The 16027-nt window shown below is 69.8% G+C and carries 15 protein-coding genes and 1 tRNA gene; 8 read left to right on the forward strand and 8 right to left on the reverse strand.

All coding sequences use genetic code 11. The features are described from left to right. Positions 1 to 13 precede the first annotated feature (13 nt). Positions 14 to 505 (reverse strand): MarR family winged helix-turn-helix transcriptional regulator, encoded by a 492-nt coding sequence (locus AC6CH0_RS15295; RefSeq protein WP_498102384.1) that lies wholly within the window; start codon positions 503 to 505, stop codon positions 14 to 16. 107 nt (positions 506 to 612) lie between these two features. Here AC6CH0_RS15295 and AC6CH0_RS15300 point away from each other — a divergent pair. The 5 genes from AC6CH0_RS15300 to AC6CH0_RS15320 all read left to right on the forward strand — a co-directional run bounded on the left by AC6CH0_RS15300 (position 613) and on the right by AC6CH0_RS15320 (position 5418). Next, positions 613 to 684: transfer RNA gene (locus AC6CH0_RS15300), tRNA-Gln, on the forward strand. Positions 685 to 737: 53 nt separating this feature from the next. Then, on the forward strand, positions 738 to 2183 hold the full coding sequence (glmU, locus tag AC6CH0_RS15305) for a bifunctional UDP-N-acetylglucosamine diphosphorylase/glucosamine-1-phosphate N-acetyltransferase GlmU (protein WP_498102386.1): 1446 nt from the start codon (positions 738 to 740) through the stop codon (positions 2181 to 2183). Between the two features lie 32 nt (positions 2184 to 2215). Beyond that, entirely contained in the window at positions 2216 to 3193 is a 978-nt protein-coding gene (locus AC6CH0_RS15310) for a ribose-phosphate diphosphokinase (protein ID WP_498102388.1), read from the forward strand. Positions 3194 to 3206: 13 nt separating this feature from the next. Continuing rightward, positions 3207 to 4907 carry a long-chain-fatty-acid--CoA ligase gene (locus tag AC6CH0_RS15315; RefSeq protein WP_498102390.1) on the forward strand — a complete coding sequence of 567 codons (1701 nt, stop codon included), beginning with the start codon at positions 3207 to 3209 and terminating at the stop codon, positions 4905 to 4907. Positions 4908 to 4917: 10 nt separating this feature from the next. Continuing rightward, positions 4918 to 5418 (forward strand): hypothetical protein, encoded by a 501-nt coding sequence (locus tag AC6CH0_RS15320; RefSeq protein WP_498102392.1) that lies wholly within the window; start codon positions 4918 to 4920, stop codon positions 5416 to 5418. A 35-nt stretch (positions 5419 to 5453) separates the two neighbouring features. Here the strand turns inward: AC6CH0_RS15320 and AC6CH0_RS15325 are convergent, their stop codons facing one another. The 4 genes from AC6CH0_RS15325 to gnd are packed head-to-tail and all read right to left on the reverse strand — an operon-like array spanning position 5454 to position 7995. Further along, the gene (locus tag AC6CH0_RS15325) at positions 5454 to 5822 is read right to left on the reverse strand and encodes a hypothetical protein (RefSeq protein WP_498102394.1); all 369 of its coding nucleotides are present in this window, start codon (positions 5820 to 5822) and stop codon (positions 5454 to 5456) included. Next, positions 5819 to 6157, reverse strand: a complete 339-nt coding sequence (locus AC6CH0_RS15330) for a DUF202 domain-containing protein (RefSeq protein ID WP_498102396.1) — start codon at positions 6155 to 6157, stop codon at positions 5819 to 5821. Before AC6CH0_RS15330 ends, AC6CH0_RS15325 begins: the two co-directional genes overlap by 4 nt. Next, complete coding sequence (locus AC6CH0_RS15335) at positions 6154 to 6507, reverse strand: YidH family protein (RefSeq protein WP_498102398.1); 354 nt, start codon at positions 6505 to 6507, stop codon at positions 6154 to 6156. The genes AC6CH0_RS15330 and AC6CH0_RS15335 overlap by 4 nt, the downstream gene beginning before the upstream one ends. A 27-nt stretch (positions 6508 to 6534) precedes the next feature. Continuing rightward, positions 6535 to 7995 carry an NADP-dependent phosphogluconate dehydrogenase gene (gnd, locus tag AC6CH0_RS15340; protein WP_498102400.1) on the reverse strand — a complete coding sequence of 487 codons (1461 nt, stop codon included), beginning with the start codon at positions 7993 to 7995 and terminating at the stop codon, positions 6535 to 6537. Between the two features lie 363 nt (positions 7996 to 8358). Here gnd and AC6CH0_RS15345 point away from each other — a divergent pair, with 363 nt between their 5' ends. Further along, positions 8359 to 8994 (forward strand): 50S ribosomal protein L25/general stress protein Ctc, encoded by a 636-nt coding sequence (locus AC6CH0_RS15345; RefSeq protein WP_498102402.1) that lies wholly within the window; start codon positions 8359 to 8361, stop codon positions 8992 to 8994. Between the two features lie 164 nt (positions 8995 to 9158). Further along, positions 9159 to 9743, forward strand: a complete 585-nt coding sequence (pth, locus tag AC6CH0_RS15350; RefSeq protein ID WP_498103280.1) for an aminoacyl-tRNA hydrolase — start codon at positions 9159 to 9161, stop codon at positions 9741 to 9743. A 30-nt stretch (positions 9744 to 9773) separates the two neighbouring features. On the opposite strand, the gene AC6CH0_RS15355 is transcribed toward pth, so the two are convergent. Next, positions 9774 to 10466 carry an RNase H family protein gene (locus tag AC6CH0_RS15355; RefSeq protein ID WP_498102404.1) on the reverse strand — a complete coding sequence of 231 codons (693 nt, stop codon included), beginning with the start codon at positions 10464 to 10466 and terminating at the stop codon, positions 9774 to 9776. Positions 10467 to 10607: 141 nt separating this feature from the next. On the opposite strand from AC6CH0_RS15355, the gene mfd reads away from it, so the two are divergent. Beyond that, complete coding sequence (gene mfd, locus AC6CH0_RS15360) at positions 10608 to 14321, forward strand: transcription-repair coupling factor (RefSeq protein WP_498102406.1); 3714 nt, start codon at positions 10608 to 10610, stop codon at positions 14319 to 14321. Between the two features lie 49 nt (positions 14322 to 14370). Here mfd and AC6CH0_RS15365 read toward each other — a convergent pair whose 3' ends face one another. Next, entirely contained in the window at positions 14371 to 14697 is a 327-nt protein-coding gene (locus AC6CH0_RS15365) for a hypothetical protein (RefSeq protein ID WP_498102408.1), read from the reverse strand. Further along, positions 14694 to 15893 (reverse strand): Na+/H+ antiporter NhaA, encoded by a 1200-nt coding sequence (locus tag AC6CH0_RS15370; protein ID WP_498102410.1) that lies wholly within the window; start codon positions 15891 to 15893, stop codon positions 14694 to 14696. Before AC6CH0_RS15370 ends, AC6CH0_RS15365 begins: the two co-directional genes overlap by 4 nt. Between the last annotated feature and the right edge of the window lie 134 nt (positions 15894 to 16027).

Raw genomic sequence — 16027 nt, forward strand, 5'->3', positions numbered from 1 at the left:
CCGGGGTCGCGTCTCAGTCGAAGCCGAGGCTGAGCTTGCGCAGCAGCCCGGCGAGCCGTTTCTGCTCCGCTGCGGGCAGGCTGCCGAGAAGCTCCGCCTCGGCGTCGACCAGTCGCGTGATCGCCGCGTCGACCCTGGTGAGCCCGGCCGGCGTCATCTCGACGAGGATGCCCCGCCCGTCGTTGGGGTCGGTCTGTCGGTGCACGAGACCGCGCTCCACCAGCCGGTCGATGCGGTTCGTCATGGTGCCGCTCGAGACGAGCGTCTGCTGCAGCAGCTGCTTCGGCGAGAGGCGATACGGCGAGCCGGCCCGGCGCAACGCCGAGAGCACGTCGAACTCCGAGGACTCCAGCTCGGAGCGCGTGAACGCCTGCCGCCGGGCCCGGTCGAGGTGCTTCGAGAGTCTCGCGACGCGCGAGAGCACCTGCAGCGGCGAGAAGTCGAGGTCGGGGCGCTCGCGTTCCCAGTCGTCGACGATCCGGTCGACCTCGTCAGCATCCGTCATCCAGTCATTATCGCGTGGCGGATGCCTCCGAGACTCGCTCGATGCCACGAACTGCCCTCCGGCTCATGGCAGACTGGAGGTCGCAGACGGGCGTCGGCCCCGAGCGATCCGCCATAGTGTAACGGCAGCACGGCAGCCTTTGGAGCTGTTCGGTCCAGGTTCGAATCCTGGTGGCGGAGCCGGAACGGCCACCCACGCACCCGACAGACTGCATCGATAGGAAGACGCGCGCATGACCGACCAGAACCTCGCCATCATCGTTCTCGCCGCCGGCCAGGGCACGCGCATGAGATCAGCGGTGCCGAAGCTGCTGCATCCGCTCGCCGGCGCCCCGATCGTCGCACACGTGCTCGCGACCGCACGCGCGCTCGACGCGACCCACATCGTCGCGGTCGTGCGCCACGAGCGCGACCTCGTCGCCGCGGTGGTCGAGGCGGAGCTGCCCGGCACGATCATCGTCGACCAAGACGAGGTGCCGGGCACCGGCCGCGCCGTCGAGCAGGCGCTCGCAGCGCTGCCCGCCGACTTCGACGGTGAGGTGCTCGTGCTGAACGGCGACGTGCCGCTCCTCAACGCCGACACCCTCGCCGCCTTCCTCAGCCAGCACCGTGCCGATGCCGTGGCGGCATCCGTGCTCTCGGCGCTCTACGACGACCCGAGCGGCTACGGTCGCGTGGTGCGCAACGCCGCCGGGCTCTTCGACCGCATCGTCGAGCAGAAGGACGCGAGCGACGACGAGCGCGCGATCGCCGAGATCAACGCCGGCATCTACGCCTTCGGCGCGGCGGCGCTCCGCGACCAGCTCGCGAACCTCACGACCGACAACGCGCAGGGCGAGAAGTACCTCACCGACGTGATCGGCCTGCTCCGCGCCGCCGGCTCAGAGGTCGAGGCGGTGCCCGTCTCCGAGCCCTGGCTCGTGGCCGGCATCAACGACCGCGCCCAGCTCTCCGAGACCGCTGCGCGCCTGAACGCCCTCATCGTGCGCGGCTGGCAGTTGAACGGCGTCACGATCGAAGACCCCGCGACGACGTGGATCGACCTCGCGGTGCGCATCGAACCCGACGTGACGATCCGACCCGGCACGCAGCTCAAGGGTGCGACCGCGATCGCCACCGGCGCGATCGTCGGCCCCGACACGACGCTCGTCGACTGCGAGATCGGCGAGAACGCCGAGGTGAAGCGCACGGATGCCACGCTGGCCGTCATCGACGCCGGGGCCTCCGTCGGCCCGTTCTCCTACCTTCGCCCGGGCACGGTGCTCGGCGCCGACGGCAAGATCGGCGCCTTCGTCGAGACGAAGAACGCGAACATCGGCGCGGGCAGCAAGGTACCGCACCTCTCGTACATCGGCGACACGACGGTCGGCGAGCAGTCGAACATCGGCGCCGGCTCCATCACCGCGAACTACGACGGGGTGAACAAGCACCGCACCGAGATCGGCTCGCACGTGCGAACCGGGTCGCACGGGGTGTTCGTCGCGCCCGTTAGGATTGCTGACGGGGTCTACACGGGCGCCGGCACCGTCGTCCGCAAAGACGTTCCGGCGGGCGCGCTCGCCGTGAATGTGGCCCCGCAACGCAACATCGAGGGATGGGTCCAGACGCACCGAGCCGGCACCGCGGCTGCTGACGCAGCTGGGGCCGCCGCAGAGGCATCCGGCCCCGCCGCCGACTGACGCACCGGCCGAGGCGGGTGGAGAGGACAGAAATGTCGGGAATCGAAACCACCGGATCCAAACGCCTCGTATTGGTGTCGGGTCGCGCGCATCCCTCGCTCGCGATCGAGATCGCCGAAGAGCTCGGCGCGGAGCTCGTGCCCACCGACGCGCGCACGTTCGCCAACGGTGAGATCTACGCCCGCTACGACGAGAGCGTGCGTGGTTCCGATGCCTTCGTCATCCAGTCGCACACCTCGCCGATCAACGAGTGGCTCATGGAGCAGCTCATCATGATCGACGCGCTGAAGCGTGCGTCGGCCAAGCGCATCACCGTCGTGGCGCCGTTCTACCCGTATGCCAGGCAAGACAAGAAGGGCCGCGGCCGCGAGCCCATCTCTGCGCGCCTCGTCGCCGACCTCTTCAAGGCCGCCGGCGCGGACCGCATCATGTCCATCGACCTGCACGCCGCACAGATTCAAGGGTTCTTCGACGGCCCCGTCGACCACCTCTTCGCCATGCCGGTGCTGCTCGAGTACTTCAAGGAGAAGCTCGACCCCACCACGCTCGCCGTGGTCTCGCCCGACATGGGCCGGGTGCGCGTCGCCGACATCTGGAGCGACAAGCTCGGCGCGCCGCTCGCGATCATCCACAAGCGGCGCGACCCGCTCGTGCCGAACCAGGTCTCGGTGCACGAGATCGTCGGTGACGTGAACGGCCGCGTCTGCCTCCTCGTCGACGACCTCATCGACACCGGTCGCACGATCGTGAAGGCGGCGGAGGCACTGAAGGCCAACGGTGCGATCGGCGTCGTCGTCGCCGCGACGCACGCGGTGTTCTCCAACCCCGCCACCGAGATCCTGCAGAGCGAGTTCATCGACCGGGTCGTCGTCACCGACACCCTGCCGATCCCCGAAGAGAAGCGATGGGACCGCCTGACGGTGCTGCCGATCGCGCCACTGCTGGCCCGCGCCATCCACGAGGTGTTCGAAGACGGCTCGGTCACGAGCATGTTCGACGGCGCGGCGTAGGCCGGCCGACACCATGGCGATCACCACGCCTCGTCCCTGGCTCTCGAGCTACGCCGAGGGCGTGCCGAACGACCTGCCCGCCGAGACGGGGTCGCTCGCCGACCTCATCCGCACCTCGGTCGAGACCTACCCCGACAACGTCGCGCTCGAGTTCTTCGGCCGCACCACGAGCTACGCCGAACTCGGCGAGCAGATCGAGCGTGCCGCCGAGGGTCTCCGCCTCCTCGGCGTGCAGAAGGGCGATCCGGTCGCGCTCGTGCTGCCGAACTGCCCCCAGCACATCGTCGCGTTCTACGCCGTGCTGCGCCTCGGCGCGATCGTGGTCGAGCACAACCCGCTCTACACCCCGCGTGAACTGCGGCACCAGTTCGAGGATCACGGCGCCCGCGTCGTCATCGCCTGGAACAACGTCGTCGAGACCATCCAGGCGTTCCCGGCGGATGTCGCGGTGCAGGCGATCATCTCGGTCGACGTGACCCGGGCGATGCCGTTCTCGATGCGCGCGATGCTGCGGCTGCCGATCGCGAAGGCCCGCGAGTCACGGGCAGCGCTCACCACGAGCGTGCGCGGCACGACGACGTGGGAGAAGGTCGTCGGAGCCGACCCGATCGATGCCCACATCATCGGACCCGAGGTCGCCGACGTGGCCGTCATCCAGTACACGAGCGGCACGACCGGCAGCCCCAAGGGCGCCACCCTGACACACGAGAACCTCAGCGCGAACGCCGCACAGGCGCGTGCGTGGGTGCCCGAGATCGAGCGGGGCACCGCCGTCGTGTACGCCGTGCTCCCGATGTTCCACGCCTACGGGCTCACCCTCTGCCTCACCTTCGCGATGAGCATGGGCGCGCGTCTCGTGCTGTTCCCGAAGTTCGACCCCGATCTCGTGCTGAAGGTCGTGAAGCGGCATCCGCCGACCTTCCTGCCCGCCGTGCCGCCGATCTACGACCGGCTCACCAAGGCGGCCGTCGCCGAGGGCGTCTCGCTCGACGGCATCCGCATCGCGATCTCGGGCGCCATGCCGCTCTCGGCTGCTGTCGTCGAGCCGTGGGAGGCCGAGACCGGCGGCTACCTCGTCGAGGGATACGGCCTCTCGGAGTGCTCGCCCGTGCTCATGGCGAACCCGGTCGCGCCGAACCGAAAGGCCGGCACCGTCGGCCTGCCGCTGCCATCGACCGAGGTTCGCGTCGTCGACCCCGAGTCGCCCGGCACGGACGTCGCGACCGGCGCCGAGGGCGAACTCATCGTGCGCGGCCCGCAGGTGTTCTCGGGGTACTGGCAGAAGCCCGAAGAGACTGAGGCCGTCTTCGTTCCGGCGACCGACGGCGGCGCCGACTGGTTCCGCACCGGAGACATCGTCTCGATCGACGACGACGGCTTCGTGCGCATCGTCGACCGCATCAAGGAGCTCATCATCACGGGCGGCTTCAACGTCGCCCCGAGCGAGGTCGAAGAGGCCCTGCGCGGCCACCCCGACGTCGTCGAGGTCGCCGTCGTCGGGCTTCCCGACGAGCACTCCGGTGAAGAGGTCGTCGCCGTCGTGGTGCTGCGCGACGGCGCCACGCTCGACGAGTCCGCGCTGCGCGACTTCGTGCGCGGCGGTCTCACCCCGTACAAGGTGCCGCGGCGCATCGTGCAGGCCGACGAACTGCCGAAGTCGCTCATCGGCAAGGTGCTGCGCCGTCAGGTGCGCAACGGCCTGCTGAACGGCTGACCGGCGCCGCATGTCCTTCCTCTCCGCCGACTCCGCCCGCGCACTCGCGGAGCTCGTGGCGCTCGACGCGCTCCACGACGCCGATGCGACGGATGCCTCGCCGCTCGAGCGGCTCCGCGGCATCCGCTCGCTCATCACGGCGCTCGAGGCCGACCCTGCGCTGCTCGCCTCCGCGCGCGAGGCGATCGGGGTCGGCCGTTCCTGGGACGAGATCGCGGATGCCGCCGGCCTCAGCCCGTCTGCCGCGAAGTACCGCTGGGCGGGCGATGACGCCGAGATCGCCGATCGGCACGAGGCGAGCCGCAAGCGCAAGCGCGATCGACCCTCGAGCGTGCCGACCGATCTTCCGGGCCGGTCGGTCGCCGAGGCGGCGAAGCAGCTCGGCGTGACGCCGCAGGCGATCTACCAGCGCGTCACCCGGGGGCTGCTGCGCGCCGAGACGATCGAATTGCCCGATGGGCGCAGCTACAAGCGGGTGTTCCCCGACGAGCCGCGCGACGACGTCGAATAGACCTGGCGGTCTCGGCGTGCGTCAGGCGGCGTGGGTCAGGCGTCGAGTTCGTCGGGGTCGACGGGTCGAGGTGCGCCGGGCAGCAGCCCGAGCCCGGCGATGAGCGTCTCGCCTCCGCTCGGCGAGACGGCGTAGCACTGCCAGCCCGCGCCGCCACGACCGAAGAGGTCGAACGAGACACGGGCGCTCGCGGCATCCGTGTCGAACTGCGAGACGTAGACCGCGCACGCGCGCTGCGCCGCCGAATGCGCGACGCCGTACACCGAGAGCACGAGGGGGAGCACGAGCGCGCCGAGCGCGACGAGCACGGTGATGCGGATGGCACGGCGGCGACGCTCACCGTAGACGGGACCGCGGGCGTCGTCATCGTCGAAGCCGTGCAACTCGGGATGCGATTCACTCACCACGCGTCTCCCAGGAAGATCGAGGCGATCCCGCCGATGCTTGCGAGCAGCGTGGCGAGTGCGACGCCGGCGAGCGCGCCGCGCGGGGGAGTGATCACGAGCCGGTCACCGGCGAGCTGCCGCCGCCGCATCGTGCCGATCGCGATGGCGGCTCCGGATGCAGCGAAGAGCAGCACCCCGACGACGACGAGCCACGGCTCGCCGGCGACCAGCCCGGCGCGCATCGACAGGAGCGCATTGACCGCGAGAGCCAGTGCCGTTCGGCTCCACGAGAGCGCCGTGCGCTCGGGCTGCAGTCCGGGATCGCCGGTGGCCGGCACGCTGTAGACGGTCACGCGACCAGCAGCAGCACCACGAGGACGGCGCTCGTGATCAGGCAGACCGCGGCGAGCCCCGGGAGCACCCAGCTGAACGGCAGCGGCCGGCCGCGCCGGATCGCGATCTCGTTCGCGCGCCACCTCGTGTACGACATGACGCTGAGCACAGCAGCGACGACCCCGAGCCCCGCCGAGAGCACGGTGACGACGAGGCGCGGGTCGAGCTCGGTCGCGAACTGGTGCAGGAGCACTCCGCCGGCGAGCAGGGCGAGCGCGGTGCGGATCCAGGCGAGGAAGGTGCGCTCGTTCGCGAGCGTGAACCGGTAGTCCGGCTCCTCGCCTTCTTCACGCCACTTCGGTTCGCCCACGTTCGTGCTCCGCCCGATGGCCGCTCGCTAGTGCGAGGACGGCGTGGTCTCGATCTCCGAGTGGTCGCCCGACCAGAGGGTGTGGAACACGCCGGGCCGGTCGACCCGCTTGTACGTGTGCGCACCGAAGAAGTCGCGCTGGCCCTGGATGAGCGCTGCGGGGAGCCGCGGCGCGCGGAGGCCGTCGTAGTAGGCGAGCGACGAGGAGAACGCGGGCGTCGGGATGCCGGCCTGGGCGGCGATCGCGACGACGCGGCGCCAGCTCTCCTGCGCGCCGGCGACGGCATCGCGGAAGTAGGGCGCCGTGACGAGGGCGACGAGCGCCGGGTCGTCGGCGTAGGCGTCGGCGATGCGGTTCAGGAAGCGGGCGCGGATGATGCAGCCGGCACGCCAGATCTTGGCGATGTCACCCTTCTTGACGTCCCACCCGAACTGCTCCGCGCCGGCGACGATCTCGTCGAAGCCCTGCGAGTAGGCGATGATCTTCGACGCGTAGAGTGCGCGGCGCACGTCTTCGATGAAGGCGTCGGCGTCGGCGTCGGCGACCTTCCACTCGGTCGAGGGGCCGGGCAGGTCGGATGCCGCCTCGCGCTGTGCGCGCTTCGAGGAGAGGCTGCGCGCGAAGACCGCCTCGGCGATGCCCGAGGTCGGAACTCCGAGCTCGAGGGCGTTCTGCACGGTCCATGCGCCGGTGCCCTTGGCGCCCGCCTCGTCGAGGATGACGTCGACGAGCGGCTGGCCGGTCGCGGCATCCGTCTGGCGCAGCACCTCGGCCGTGATCTCGATGAGGTAGCTCTCGAGTTCGCCGGTGTTCCACTCGGCGAAGATGTCGGCGATCTCGGACGGGCTCTTGCCGGTGCCCTGGCGGATGAGGTCGTAGGCCTCGGCGATGAGCTGCATGTCGGCGTACTCGATGCCGTTGTGCACCATCTTCACGAAGTGGCCGGCGCCATCGGTGCCGACGTGCGTCACGCACGGCTCGCCCTCGGCGACCGCGGCGATCGAGGCGAGGATCGGGCCGAGCGTCTCATAGGACTCGACGCTGCCACCGGGCATGATCGACGGGCCGTTCAGCGCACCCTCTTCGCCGCCGGAGATGCCGGTGCCGACGAAGTGGATGCCGGTGCCGCTGATCTCGGATTCACGGCGGATCGTGTCGTGGAAGTTCGCATTGCCGCCGTCGACGATGATGTCGCCCGGCTCGAAGCGGGAGACGAGCTCGGAGATGACCGCGTCGGTGCCCTTGCCGGCCTGCACCATGATGATCGCCGTGCGGGGCTTGGCGAGCGAGGCGACGAAGTCGTCGTAGCTCTCGGAGGCGACGAACCCGGCCTCGGGGTGCTCGGAGGTCAGCGTCGTGGTGCGCTCGGGCGAGCGGTTGAACACGGCGACCGTGTTGCCCTCGCGACTCGCGAGGTTTCGCGCGAGGTTCGACCCCATGACCGCGAGGCCGACGACGCCGATGTTTGCTGAAGGGGTGACAGGCACGAATATCTCCTCGACAAGGGGTGGGGTTCGTCCTCCAGCGTAGTGTGAGCCGCCCTCACCGTTGCGCGTTGTTGCTGTGAGCCGCCGTGCGTTCCGTGTGCCGGTGCCCTGCACGTCATGCCGGAGTGGGGCTGGTAGACTTCATGGTCGGTCATCTGTTCCCTCCGGGGGGCGATGGTCGTGAACTTCGGCGAGGGAAGCCCGGGTTCGTCCGCGAGAGCGGGCGCGAGGGCATCCGTGATCGACGCGGTAGGAGCAGGCTCCACGGCTTTTCCTCACGCTTCTGCGCACATCGGCTGCGCGCGTTCGAGTCGAAAACAACAGACACACGATCTGGGCCGCGAGCCCGCAAGGAGAGACATCATGGATGAAGACAACAAGGTCGTCGCCGACACGCGCGAGTCGTTCGGCAAGGGCGCTGCCCGCAAGCTCCGCGCGACCGGCAAGATCCCCGCGGTCGTCTACGGCCACGGCACGGACCCCCAGCACATCGCGCTGCCCGCGCACCAGATCGGCCTGATCCTGCGCAAGGCGAACGCCGTGCTCGACCTGCAGATCGACGGCAAGAGCCAGCTCGCCCTCGTGAAGGACGTGCAGAAGGACCCCGTGCACCAGGTCATCGAGCACCTCGACCTCATCGTGATCCGCAAGGGCGAGAAGGTCCAGGTCGAGGTGCCCGTGCACGTCGAGGGCGAGACCGCTCCCGGCACGATCGCCGACGTCGACCAGCACACGCTGTCGCTCGAGGCCGAGGCCACGCACATCCCCGAGCGCGTCATCATCAACGTCGAGGGCCTCGAAGAGGGCACGCAGATCCTTGCGGGCGCCGTCGAGCTGCCCAAGGGCTCGACCCTCCTCTCCGACCCCGAGGCGCTCGTCATCAACGTGCACACGCCGCAGAAGGTCGACCTGGGCGAAGAGGCCGCCGCAGAGGCCGCCGAGGGCGAGACCGCCGAAGACGCAGCCGCCGCCGAAGCTGAAGCAGAGTCGGCCGAGTAGCACTCGCACCACCGCGTCGGGGCCTCGCCCCCTGCATCCGGGTACGCTCGGAATGCGGGGTGCGGGGCTCTGACCGTTTTCACCCCCGAGCTCGTTCCACCATCTCAGACGGAGGTCGCATGGGACTCCTCGACCTGCTGCACCCCCGCCGGAAGGACACCGCGATGGCCGAGAACACCTGGCTCGTCGTCGGCCTCGGCAATCCCGGCGCGCAGTACGCCGGCAACCGCCACAACGTGGGCCAGATGGTTGCCGACGAGCTCGCGGCGCGCATCGGAGCCTCGTTCAAGAGCCACAAGACGCCGTCTCGGGTCGCCGAGGGATTCCTCCGCCCCGGCGGCCCGAAGCTCGTCATCGCGAAGCCCAACGGCTACATGAACACTTCGGGCGGACCGGTGTCGGCGCTGCTCAAGTTCTACTCCCTCGACGCCGAGCGACTCATCGTCGTGCACGACGAACTCGACCTGCCCTTCGACACGGTGCGACTGAAGCAGGGCGGCGGTCATGGCGGCCACAACGGGCTCCGCGACATCCAGAAGGCGACGGATGCGGCGCCGTTCCTGCGCGTGCGGGTCGGCATCGGCCGACCACCCGGCCGTCAGGATCCGGCCGACTTCGTGCTCAAAGACTTCACCGGCACCGAGCGTGCCGCACTGCCGAACCTGCTGTCGGATGCCGCGGACGCGGTCGAGACCGTCGCGAGCGACGGTCTCGTCGCAGCGCAGCAGCGGTTCCACGCGCCGAACTGAACCGACGAAGCGGCCGACCGCGCGAGCGAGTCAGATCAGGCCGCGGAGGAGGTCTTCGGGCGACACGCCCTCGGCCTGGGCCCGAAGCCGGAGCCGATCGAGCTCTTCGGTCGAGAGCTCGAGGGTGATGCTGTGCCACGCCTCGGCGTCCTCGTCGAGACTGAACAGGGCATCGTCGTCGACCTCGGGCGCACTCGCGCCGAGTTCAGGCTCGAGCACCGTCGTCTCCGGGGCAGCGGATGCCGCGGTGCCGGACTCCGCCCGACCGTGCCAGCCAGGCCCGCTGGGAATCGCGGTACCCCGCTGATACGCCTCGGCGACCGCTCGGGCACGCACGTCGGCCGCTTCGTTGAGTTCGTGGCCGATGTGGCCCTTCACCCATTCGAAGCGGTAGTTCCGCCCGCTGATCGCCTCGTCGATCTCCTGCAGGAGTTCGACGTTCATGACGGCTTTGCCGTCGGCCTTGCGCCAGCCCTTGCGCTTCCAGCCCGGCATCCACTTCGTCACCGAGTTGATCACGTACTGACTGTCGCACTGCACGAGCAGCTCGTCGTCGAGGTGCGCCGTCGCGCGGAAGAGCTCGAGCACGGCCTTCAGCTCGCCCTGGTTGTTCGTGGCGTGCTTCCAGCCGCCGGCTGCCCAACAGGTGTCGTCGACGTACCAGGCCCAACCGGCCGGGCCTGGGTTTCCGAGGGCCGATCCGTCGGCGGCGGCGATGATCATGTGCGGGGGCCTCCTGGCGTTCGACGTGCGCGCCCATCGTATCGGCGACTGCCGACCGAGGATCGGCGGCGTGCGATCGCCGAGGAGCGGCTGCGCCCGCCGGCCGGCCTTCGTGTCGGGGGCGCCGCGTAGACTCGACGGGTGAATCTCCAGGGCTTTCTCACGGCGCTTTCGCGTGCCGAAACCGTCGACGCCGCACTCGCAGAAGCCCAACGCAACGCCGACTTCTCGGCGCCCGCCGGCCTCGACGCGCCGCTCCTCGCAGGCCTGCTGCAGCGTCGTGCCGAAGCCGGCCTGCCGCCGGCGCTCCTCGTCATCACCGCCACGAGCCGCGAGGGCGAGTCGTTGCGGGCCTCGCTCGGGCCGTATCTCGGCGATGATGCCGAACTGCTCGAGTTCCCCGCGTGGGAGACGTTGCCGCACGAGCGACTGAGCCCCTCGGCAGAGACCGTCGGTCGCCGACTGCATGCGCTGCGACGCATGCACGACTGGGCGAGCGCTGGCTCGCGGCATCCGCTCGTGGTCGTCGCCTCGGTGCGCGCCGCCCTGCAGCCGCTCGCCGACAACCTCGCGTCGCTCGACCCGGTCGAGCTCGTCGCCCGCGGTCGGGGCTACAACCTCGCCGAGCTCGCGACGAAGCTCGTCGACCTCGCATATGCACGCGTCGACATGGTCGCGCGGCGCGGCGAGTTCGCCCTGCGCGGCGGCATCCTCGACGTGTTCCCGCCGACCGCCGACCACCCGGTGCGGGTCGAGTTCTTCGGCGATGAGGTCGAAGAACTCCGTGCGTTCTCGGTCGCCGACCAGCGATCGTTGCCCGACGTCGTCGAGCGCGTGAGTCTGCCGCCGAGCCGCGAACTGCTGCTCACCGAGCCCGTGCGGCAACGAGCTCGCGAGATGGTGCACGAGTTCCCGAGCCTCTCGCAACTGCTCGAGAAGATCTCGGAGGGCATCCCGGTCGAGGGCATGGAGTCGCTCGCACCCGCACTGCTCGAGCGACTCGTGCCGCTCACGCACTACCTGCCAGAGGGCGCCGCGGTCGCGGTCCTCGCCCCCGAGCGGGTCGCCGGCAGGGCGGTCAGCCTCGGCGAGACCAATCGGGAGTTCCTCGGCGCGGCGTGGAGCGCCGCGACCGCCGGCGCCGATGCGCCCATCGACCTCGCCGCCGGCGACTTCCTCACCGTGCGGCAGCTTCGAGACGCCGCGCTGTTCAGCGCGCCCGGCATGCCCGACCCCGGTCGCGTGTGGTGGAACTTCTCTGGCTTCGACATCGGCGATGCCACCGAGGTCGTCGCGGCGGCGGGCGGCGAGGCCGCCGTCCACGCGGCCGGCGCCACCACCACGATTCGCGTCGCCGCCAACGCGATGCCGAGCTTCCAGGGTAACGTGGCGGGCGCGGTCGATCACGCCGCCGAACGCCTGCGCGACGGGTGGAGCCTCGTCGTGGCATCCGCCGGCCATGGACTCGTCGAGCGGGCCCGCGACGTGCTCGCCGAGGCCGGACTCGCCGCCCGCCTCGTCGACGAGGTGCCCGCGGCGCTCGAGCCGGGCGTCGCCTACCTCGTGCAGGCCGACGCGGCGCGGGGCTACGAGCTGCCAGAGGTCAAGCTCGGGCTGCTCGCCGAGTCCGAGTTCTACGGCCGTGCCGCCGGCTACGACGCGCGTCAGGGCAAGAAGCTCGCGAGCCGTCGGCGCAACGTCGTCGACCCGTTGCAGTTGAAGGCCGGCGACCACGTCGTGCACCAGACGCACGGCATCGGCAGGTTCATCGAGATGGTGCAGCGCGAGGTCGCCACCGGATCGAGGCCGAAGGGGCCGAGCCGCACGGCCGGCATCGCCCAGGCGCCCACAGCGGTGCGCGAGTACCTCGTCATCGAGTACGCCCCGTCGAAGCGCGGGCAGCCCGGCGACCGACTGTTCGTGCCGACCGACCAGCTCGACCTGCTCTCCCGCTACGTCGGCGGCGAAGCACCATCGCTCTCGAAGATGGGTGGCAGCGACTGGTCGCAGACCAAGGGCCGGGCGCGCCGTGCGGTGCGCGACATCGCCGTCGAACTCGTGAAGCTCTACTCGGCGCGCATGGCGTCGAAGGGCCACGCGTTCGGGCCCGACACCCCGTGGCAGCACGAGCTCGAAGAGGCGTTCCCCTTCACCGAGACGCCCGACCAGGTGCAGACGATCGACGAGGTCAAGGCCGACATGGAGCGGTCGATCCCGATGGATCGCCTGCTCGCCGGCGATGTCGGCTTCGGCAAGACCGAGGTCGCCGTGCGTGCCGCGTTCAAGGCGATCCAAGACGGCAAGCAGGTCGCGATGCTCGTGCCGACGACGCTGCTCGTCAAGCAGCACCTCGAGACGTTCAACGAGCGGTTCGCCGGATTCCCCGTGCATGTGCGCGCACTCAGCCGGTTCCAGAGCGATAAAGAGGCACGCGAGACCATCGCGGGCCTCACCGACGGCACCGTCGACATGGTCATCGGCACGCATCGCATCCTCACCGAGAAGGTGATCTTCAAAGACGTCGGCCTCGTCATCATCGATGAAGAGCAGCGATTCGGCGTCGAGCACAAAGACGCGCTGAAGAAGCTGAAGACCAACGTCGACATCCTCGCGATGAGTGCCACGCCGATCCCGCGCTCGCTCGAGATGGCCGTCACCGGCATCCGCGAGATGTCGACGCTCGCAACGCCGCCCGAAGACCGGCACCCGATCCTGACCTTCGTCGGGCCGTACTCCGAGCAGCAGGTCGGCGCGGCGATCCGCCGCGAGATGCTCCGCGAGGGCCAGGTCTTCTTCGTGCACAACCGGGTCTCGTCGATCAACCGGGCCGCGGCGCAGCTCGCCGAGCTCGTGCCGGAGGCGCGCATCGCGGTCGCGCACGGCCAGCTCAACGAGCACGTGCTCGAGCAGATCGTGAACGACTTCTGGGAGCGCAAGTTCGATGTGCTCGTCTCGACGACGATCATCGAGACCGGCCTCGACATCTCCAACGCGAACACGATCATCATCGACCGCGCCGACAAGTACGGACTCTCGCAGCTGCACCAGCTGCGGGGCCGCGTCGGCCGCGGGCGTGAGCGCGCCTACGCCTACTTCCTCTACGACCCGGCGAAGCCGCTCTCCGAGACCGCACACGACCGGCTCTCGACGATCGCGGCGAACAACGAGCTCGGCAGCGGCATGCAGGTCGCCCTGAAAGACCTCGAGATCCGCGGCGCCGGCAACCTGCTCGGCGCCGAGCAGGCCGGGCACATCGCCGGCGTCGGCTTCGACCTCTACCTGCGCATGATCGGCGAGGCGGTCTCGGCGTTCCGCGGCGACGTCGCCACCGGCCAGACCGAGCTCCGGCTCGAGCTGCCGGTCGACGCCCACATTCCCGACGACTACGTCGACAGTGAGCGACTGCGCCTCGAGGCGTATCAGAAGCTCTCCGCCGCGAGCGGCCCCGCCGCGAAAGACGGGCAGATCGACCAAGTGGTCGACGAACTCGTCGACCGGTACGGCGAACCGCCCGAGCAGGTCAAGCATCTCGTCGCGGTATCGAGGCTGCGCCGGGCGGCGCAGCGCGCAGGCCTTTCCGATGTCATCGCCACGGGTTCGAAGCTGCGCATCGCACCCGCCGCCATTCCCGACTCGCGACGGGTGCGCCTCGAGCGCATGTATCCGGGTGCCAAGCAGTTCGCACAGAACGACGTGATCCTCGTGCCGTTTCCCGTCGTGAACGGCGAGCTGCCCGGGGATGCCGACCTGATCGAATGGGTGTCGCGATTGATCGAGGCGATCTTCCCGGTGCCCGAGGCCCCGATCACCGATGCCGCCGCGGCATCGCCGGCGGGGTCCGGCGCCGTCGGCTGAAGGGCGTGGCCTCGACGACGTCCGACGCAGTGTTCGGAGATGACTGCCGCTACGACCCCAGGTGACCCCACTCGGCGAGGAACTCCTCGACCGACATCCGCTCGAGGTCTGTGTTGATCGTGCGCAACAGGGCGTCCGCTTCGTCGAGCGTGCCCGCTTTCGTGCGGATCACCGGCGCGTCGGTGCCGGTGCGCACCACCACGAGATCTGCGATCGACGGACCGCCGATGCCACTGGTCTCGCCGGCGAGCAGCAGCGCCATGTGCATCGCCTTGCGAACCCCGCGCAGCGGGCGCTCGTGCAGTTCAGCCCGCAGGTAGTGGCTGGCCGGCTCGGACCCCTCGGATCGGAACGACCGACCAGGCTGCGCGCTCATCGCGAGAACGCTCCGCCGACGCCCTCGTGGCTGCCGTGCCGCCGGTACTTCGCCGAGCGCACGCTCACGAGCACCGCGGAGACCGCGATCGCGATGCCCGAGCCGAGCAGCACCGCCAGCGTTCCCTCGTCGGCGACCTCCGGCAATCCGGCGAACGCGAGCTCGTTCATCAGCAGGGACACCGTGAATCCGATGCCGCCGAGCGCGCCCACGACGACGAGATCGCCGAGCGTGAGCGGCGTGCCGGTGCGACGTCGCACGACCAGTGCACCGAGGCCACCGGCCAGCAGGATGCCGATGATCTTGCCAACCGGAAGCCCGATCAGGATGCCCCAGAACGCCGGGTCGAGCTCGCTCGGCCGTACCTGCGGTACCGCGACCATCGCCGCGGAGAAGGCGAACAGCGGCAGGATGATGCCGTTCGACCACGGTTCCATCGCATGCACGGCCCGGCCGCCGGGCCGGCGCGCCATCACGAGGCCGAGCGCGACACCGGCGATCGTCGCGTGCACGCCCGACTGGTAGACGAAATACCAGGCCAGCGCCCCGAGCACGACGAGCACGAGCCCGATCGGCCACTGCGGACGCCGCGAGAGGATCCACGCCGAGCGCGGCTTCATCATGCGGCTCACGGCGCCGAAGAGGGCGATGGCGACTCCCGCGAAACCCAGTGCCGCCAGGTCGGCGTCGGCCGTGAAGAAGAAGGCGATGATCAGGATCGCGATGAGGTCGTCGAGTACCGCGAGCGCGAGCAGGAAGACCCGCACCCGGGTCGGGATCCATCGGCCGAACATCGCGAGCACGCCGAGGGCGAAGGCGATGTCGGTCGCCGTGGGGATGGGCCATCCGTCGGCGGTCGGTGTGCCGACGGTGAAGGCGAAGAAGATGAGGGCCGGCACGACCACGCCGCCGACGGCGGCGATCGCGGGCAGCAGGGCCTTCGACAGGCTGTTGAGCTCGCCGATGACGAGTTCGCGCTTCAACTCGACCGCGACGATGAAGAAGAACACGGCGAGCAGCCCATCGCTGATCCAGTGGCCGGCCGAGAGGTCGAGGCCGAGCCACGGCAGGTCGATGTGCTCGGTCTTCAACTCGATGAGCGCCGGCCCGAACGACAGGTTCGCGATCACGAGGCCGAGCACGGCAGCGATGAGGAGGAGGGCTGCTGACCAGCGCTCGGAGCGGAGGAAGTTCATTGGACTCCAGTTCGGAAGTCGCTGGCACGAGCTGCGCTGAGCACGTCTGCGACGTCGATCGACGGTGACGACGGTCTCCCGTCGGCCGACCAGACTTCCCGGCGCTCCTGATCCAAGCCTATCGGAGGGGGAGC

This window comes from Agromyces sp. GQ35 (genome assembly GCF_059758475.1).

Coding starts and splice junctions, on each gene's coding strand:
- AC6CH0_RS15295 (WP_498102384.1), bottom strand. CDS start 505: ATGACGGATGCTGACGAGGTCGACCGGATCGTCGACGACTGGGAACGC.
- glmU (WP_498102386.1), top strand. CDS start 738: ATGACCGACCAGAACCTCGCCATCATCGTTCTCGCCGCCGGCCAGGGC.
- AC6CH0_RS15310 (WP_498102388.1), top strand. CDS start 2,216: ATGTCGGGAATCGAAACCACCGGATCCAAACGCCTCGTATTGGTGTCG.
- AC6CH0_RS15315 (WP_498102390.1), top strand. CDS start 3,207: ATGGCGATCACCACGCCTCGTCCCTGGCTCTCGAGCTACGCCGAGGGC.
- AC6CH0_RS15320 (WP_498102392.1), top strand. CDS start 4,918: ATGTCCTTCCTCTCCGCCGACTCCGCCCGCGCACTCGCGGAGCTCGTG.
- AC6CH0_RS15345 (WP_498102402.1), top strand. CDS start 8,359: ATGGATGAAGACAACAAGGTCGTCGCCGACACGCGCGAGTCGTTCGGC.
- pth (WP_498103280.1), top strand. CDS start 9,159: ATGGCCGAGAACACCTGGCTCGTCGTCGGCCTCGGCAATCCCGGCGCG.
- AC6CH0_RS15355 (WP_498102404.1), bottom strand. CDS start 10,466: ATGATCATCGCCGCCGCCGACGGATCGGCCCTCGGAAACCCAGGCCCG.
- AC6CH0_RS15365 (WP_498102408.1), bottom strand. CDS start 14,697: ATGAGCGCGCAGCCTGGTCGGTCGTTCCGATCCGAGGGGTCCGAGCCG.
- AC6CH0_RS15370 (WP_498102410.1), bottom strand. CDS start 15,893: ATGAACTTCCTCCGCTCCGAGCGCTGGTCAGCAGCCCTCCTCCTCATC.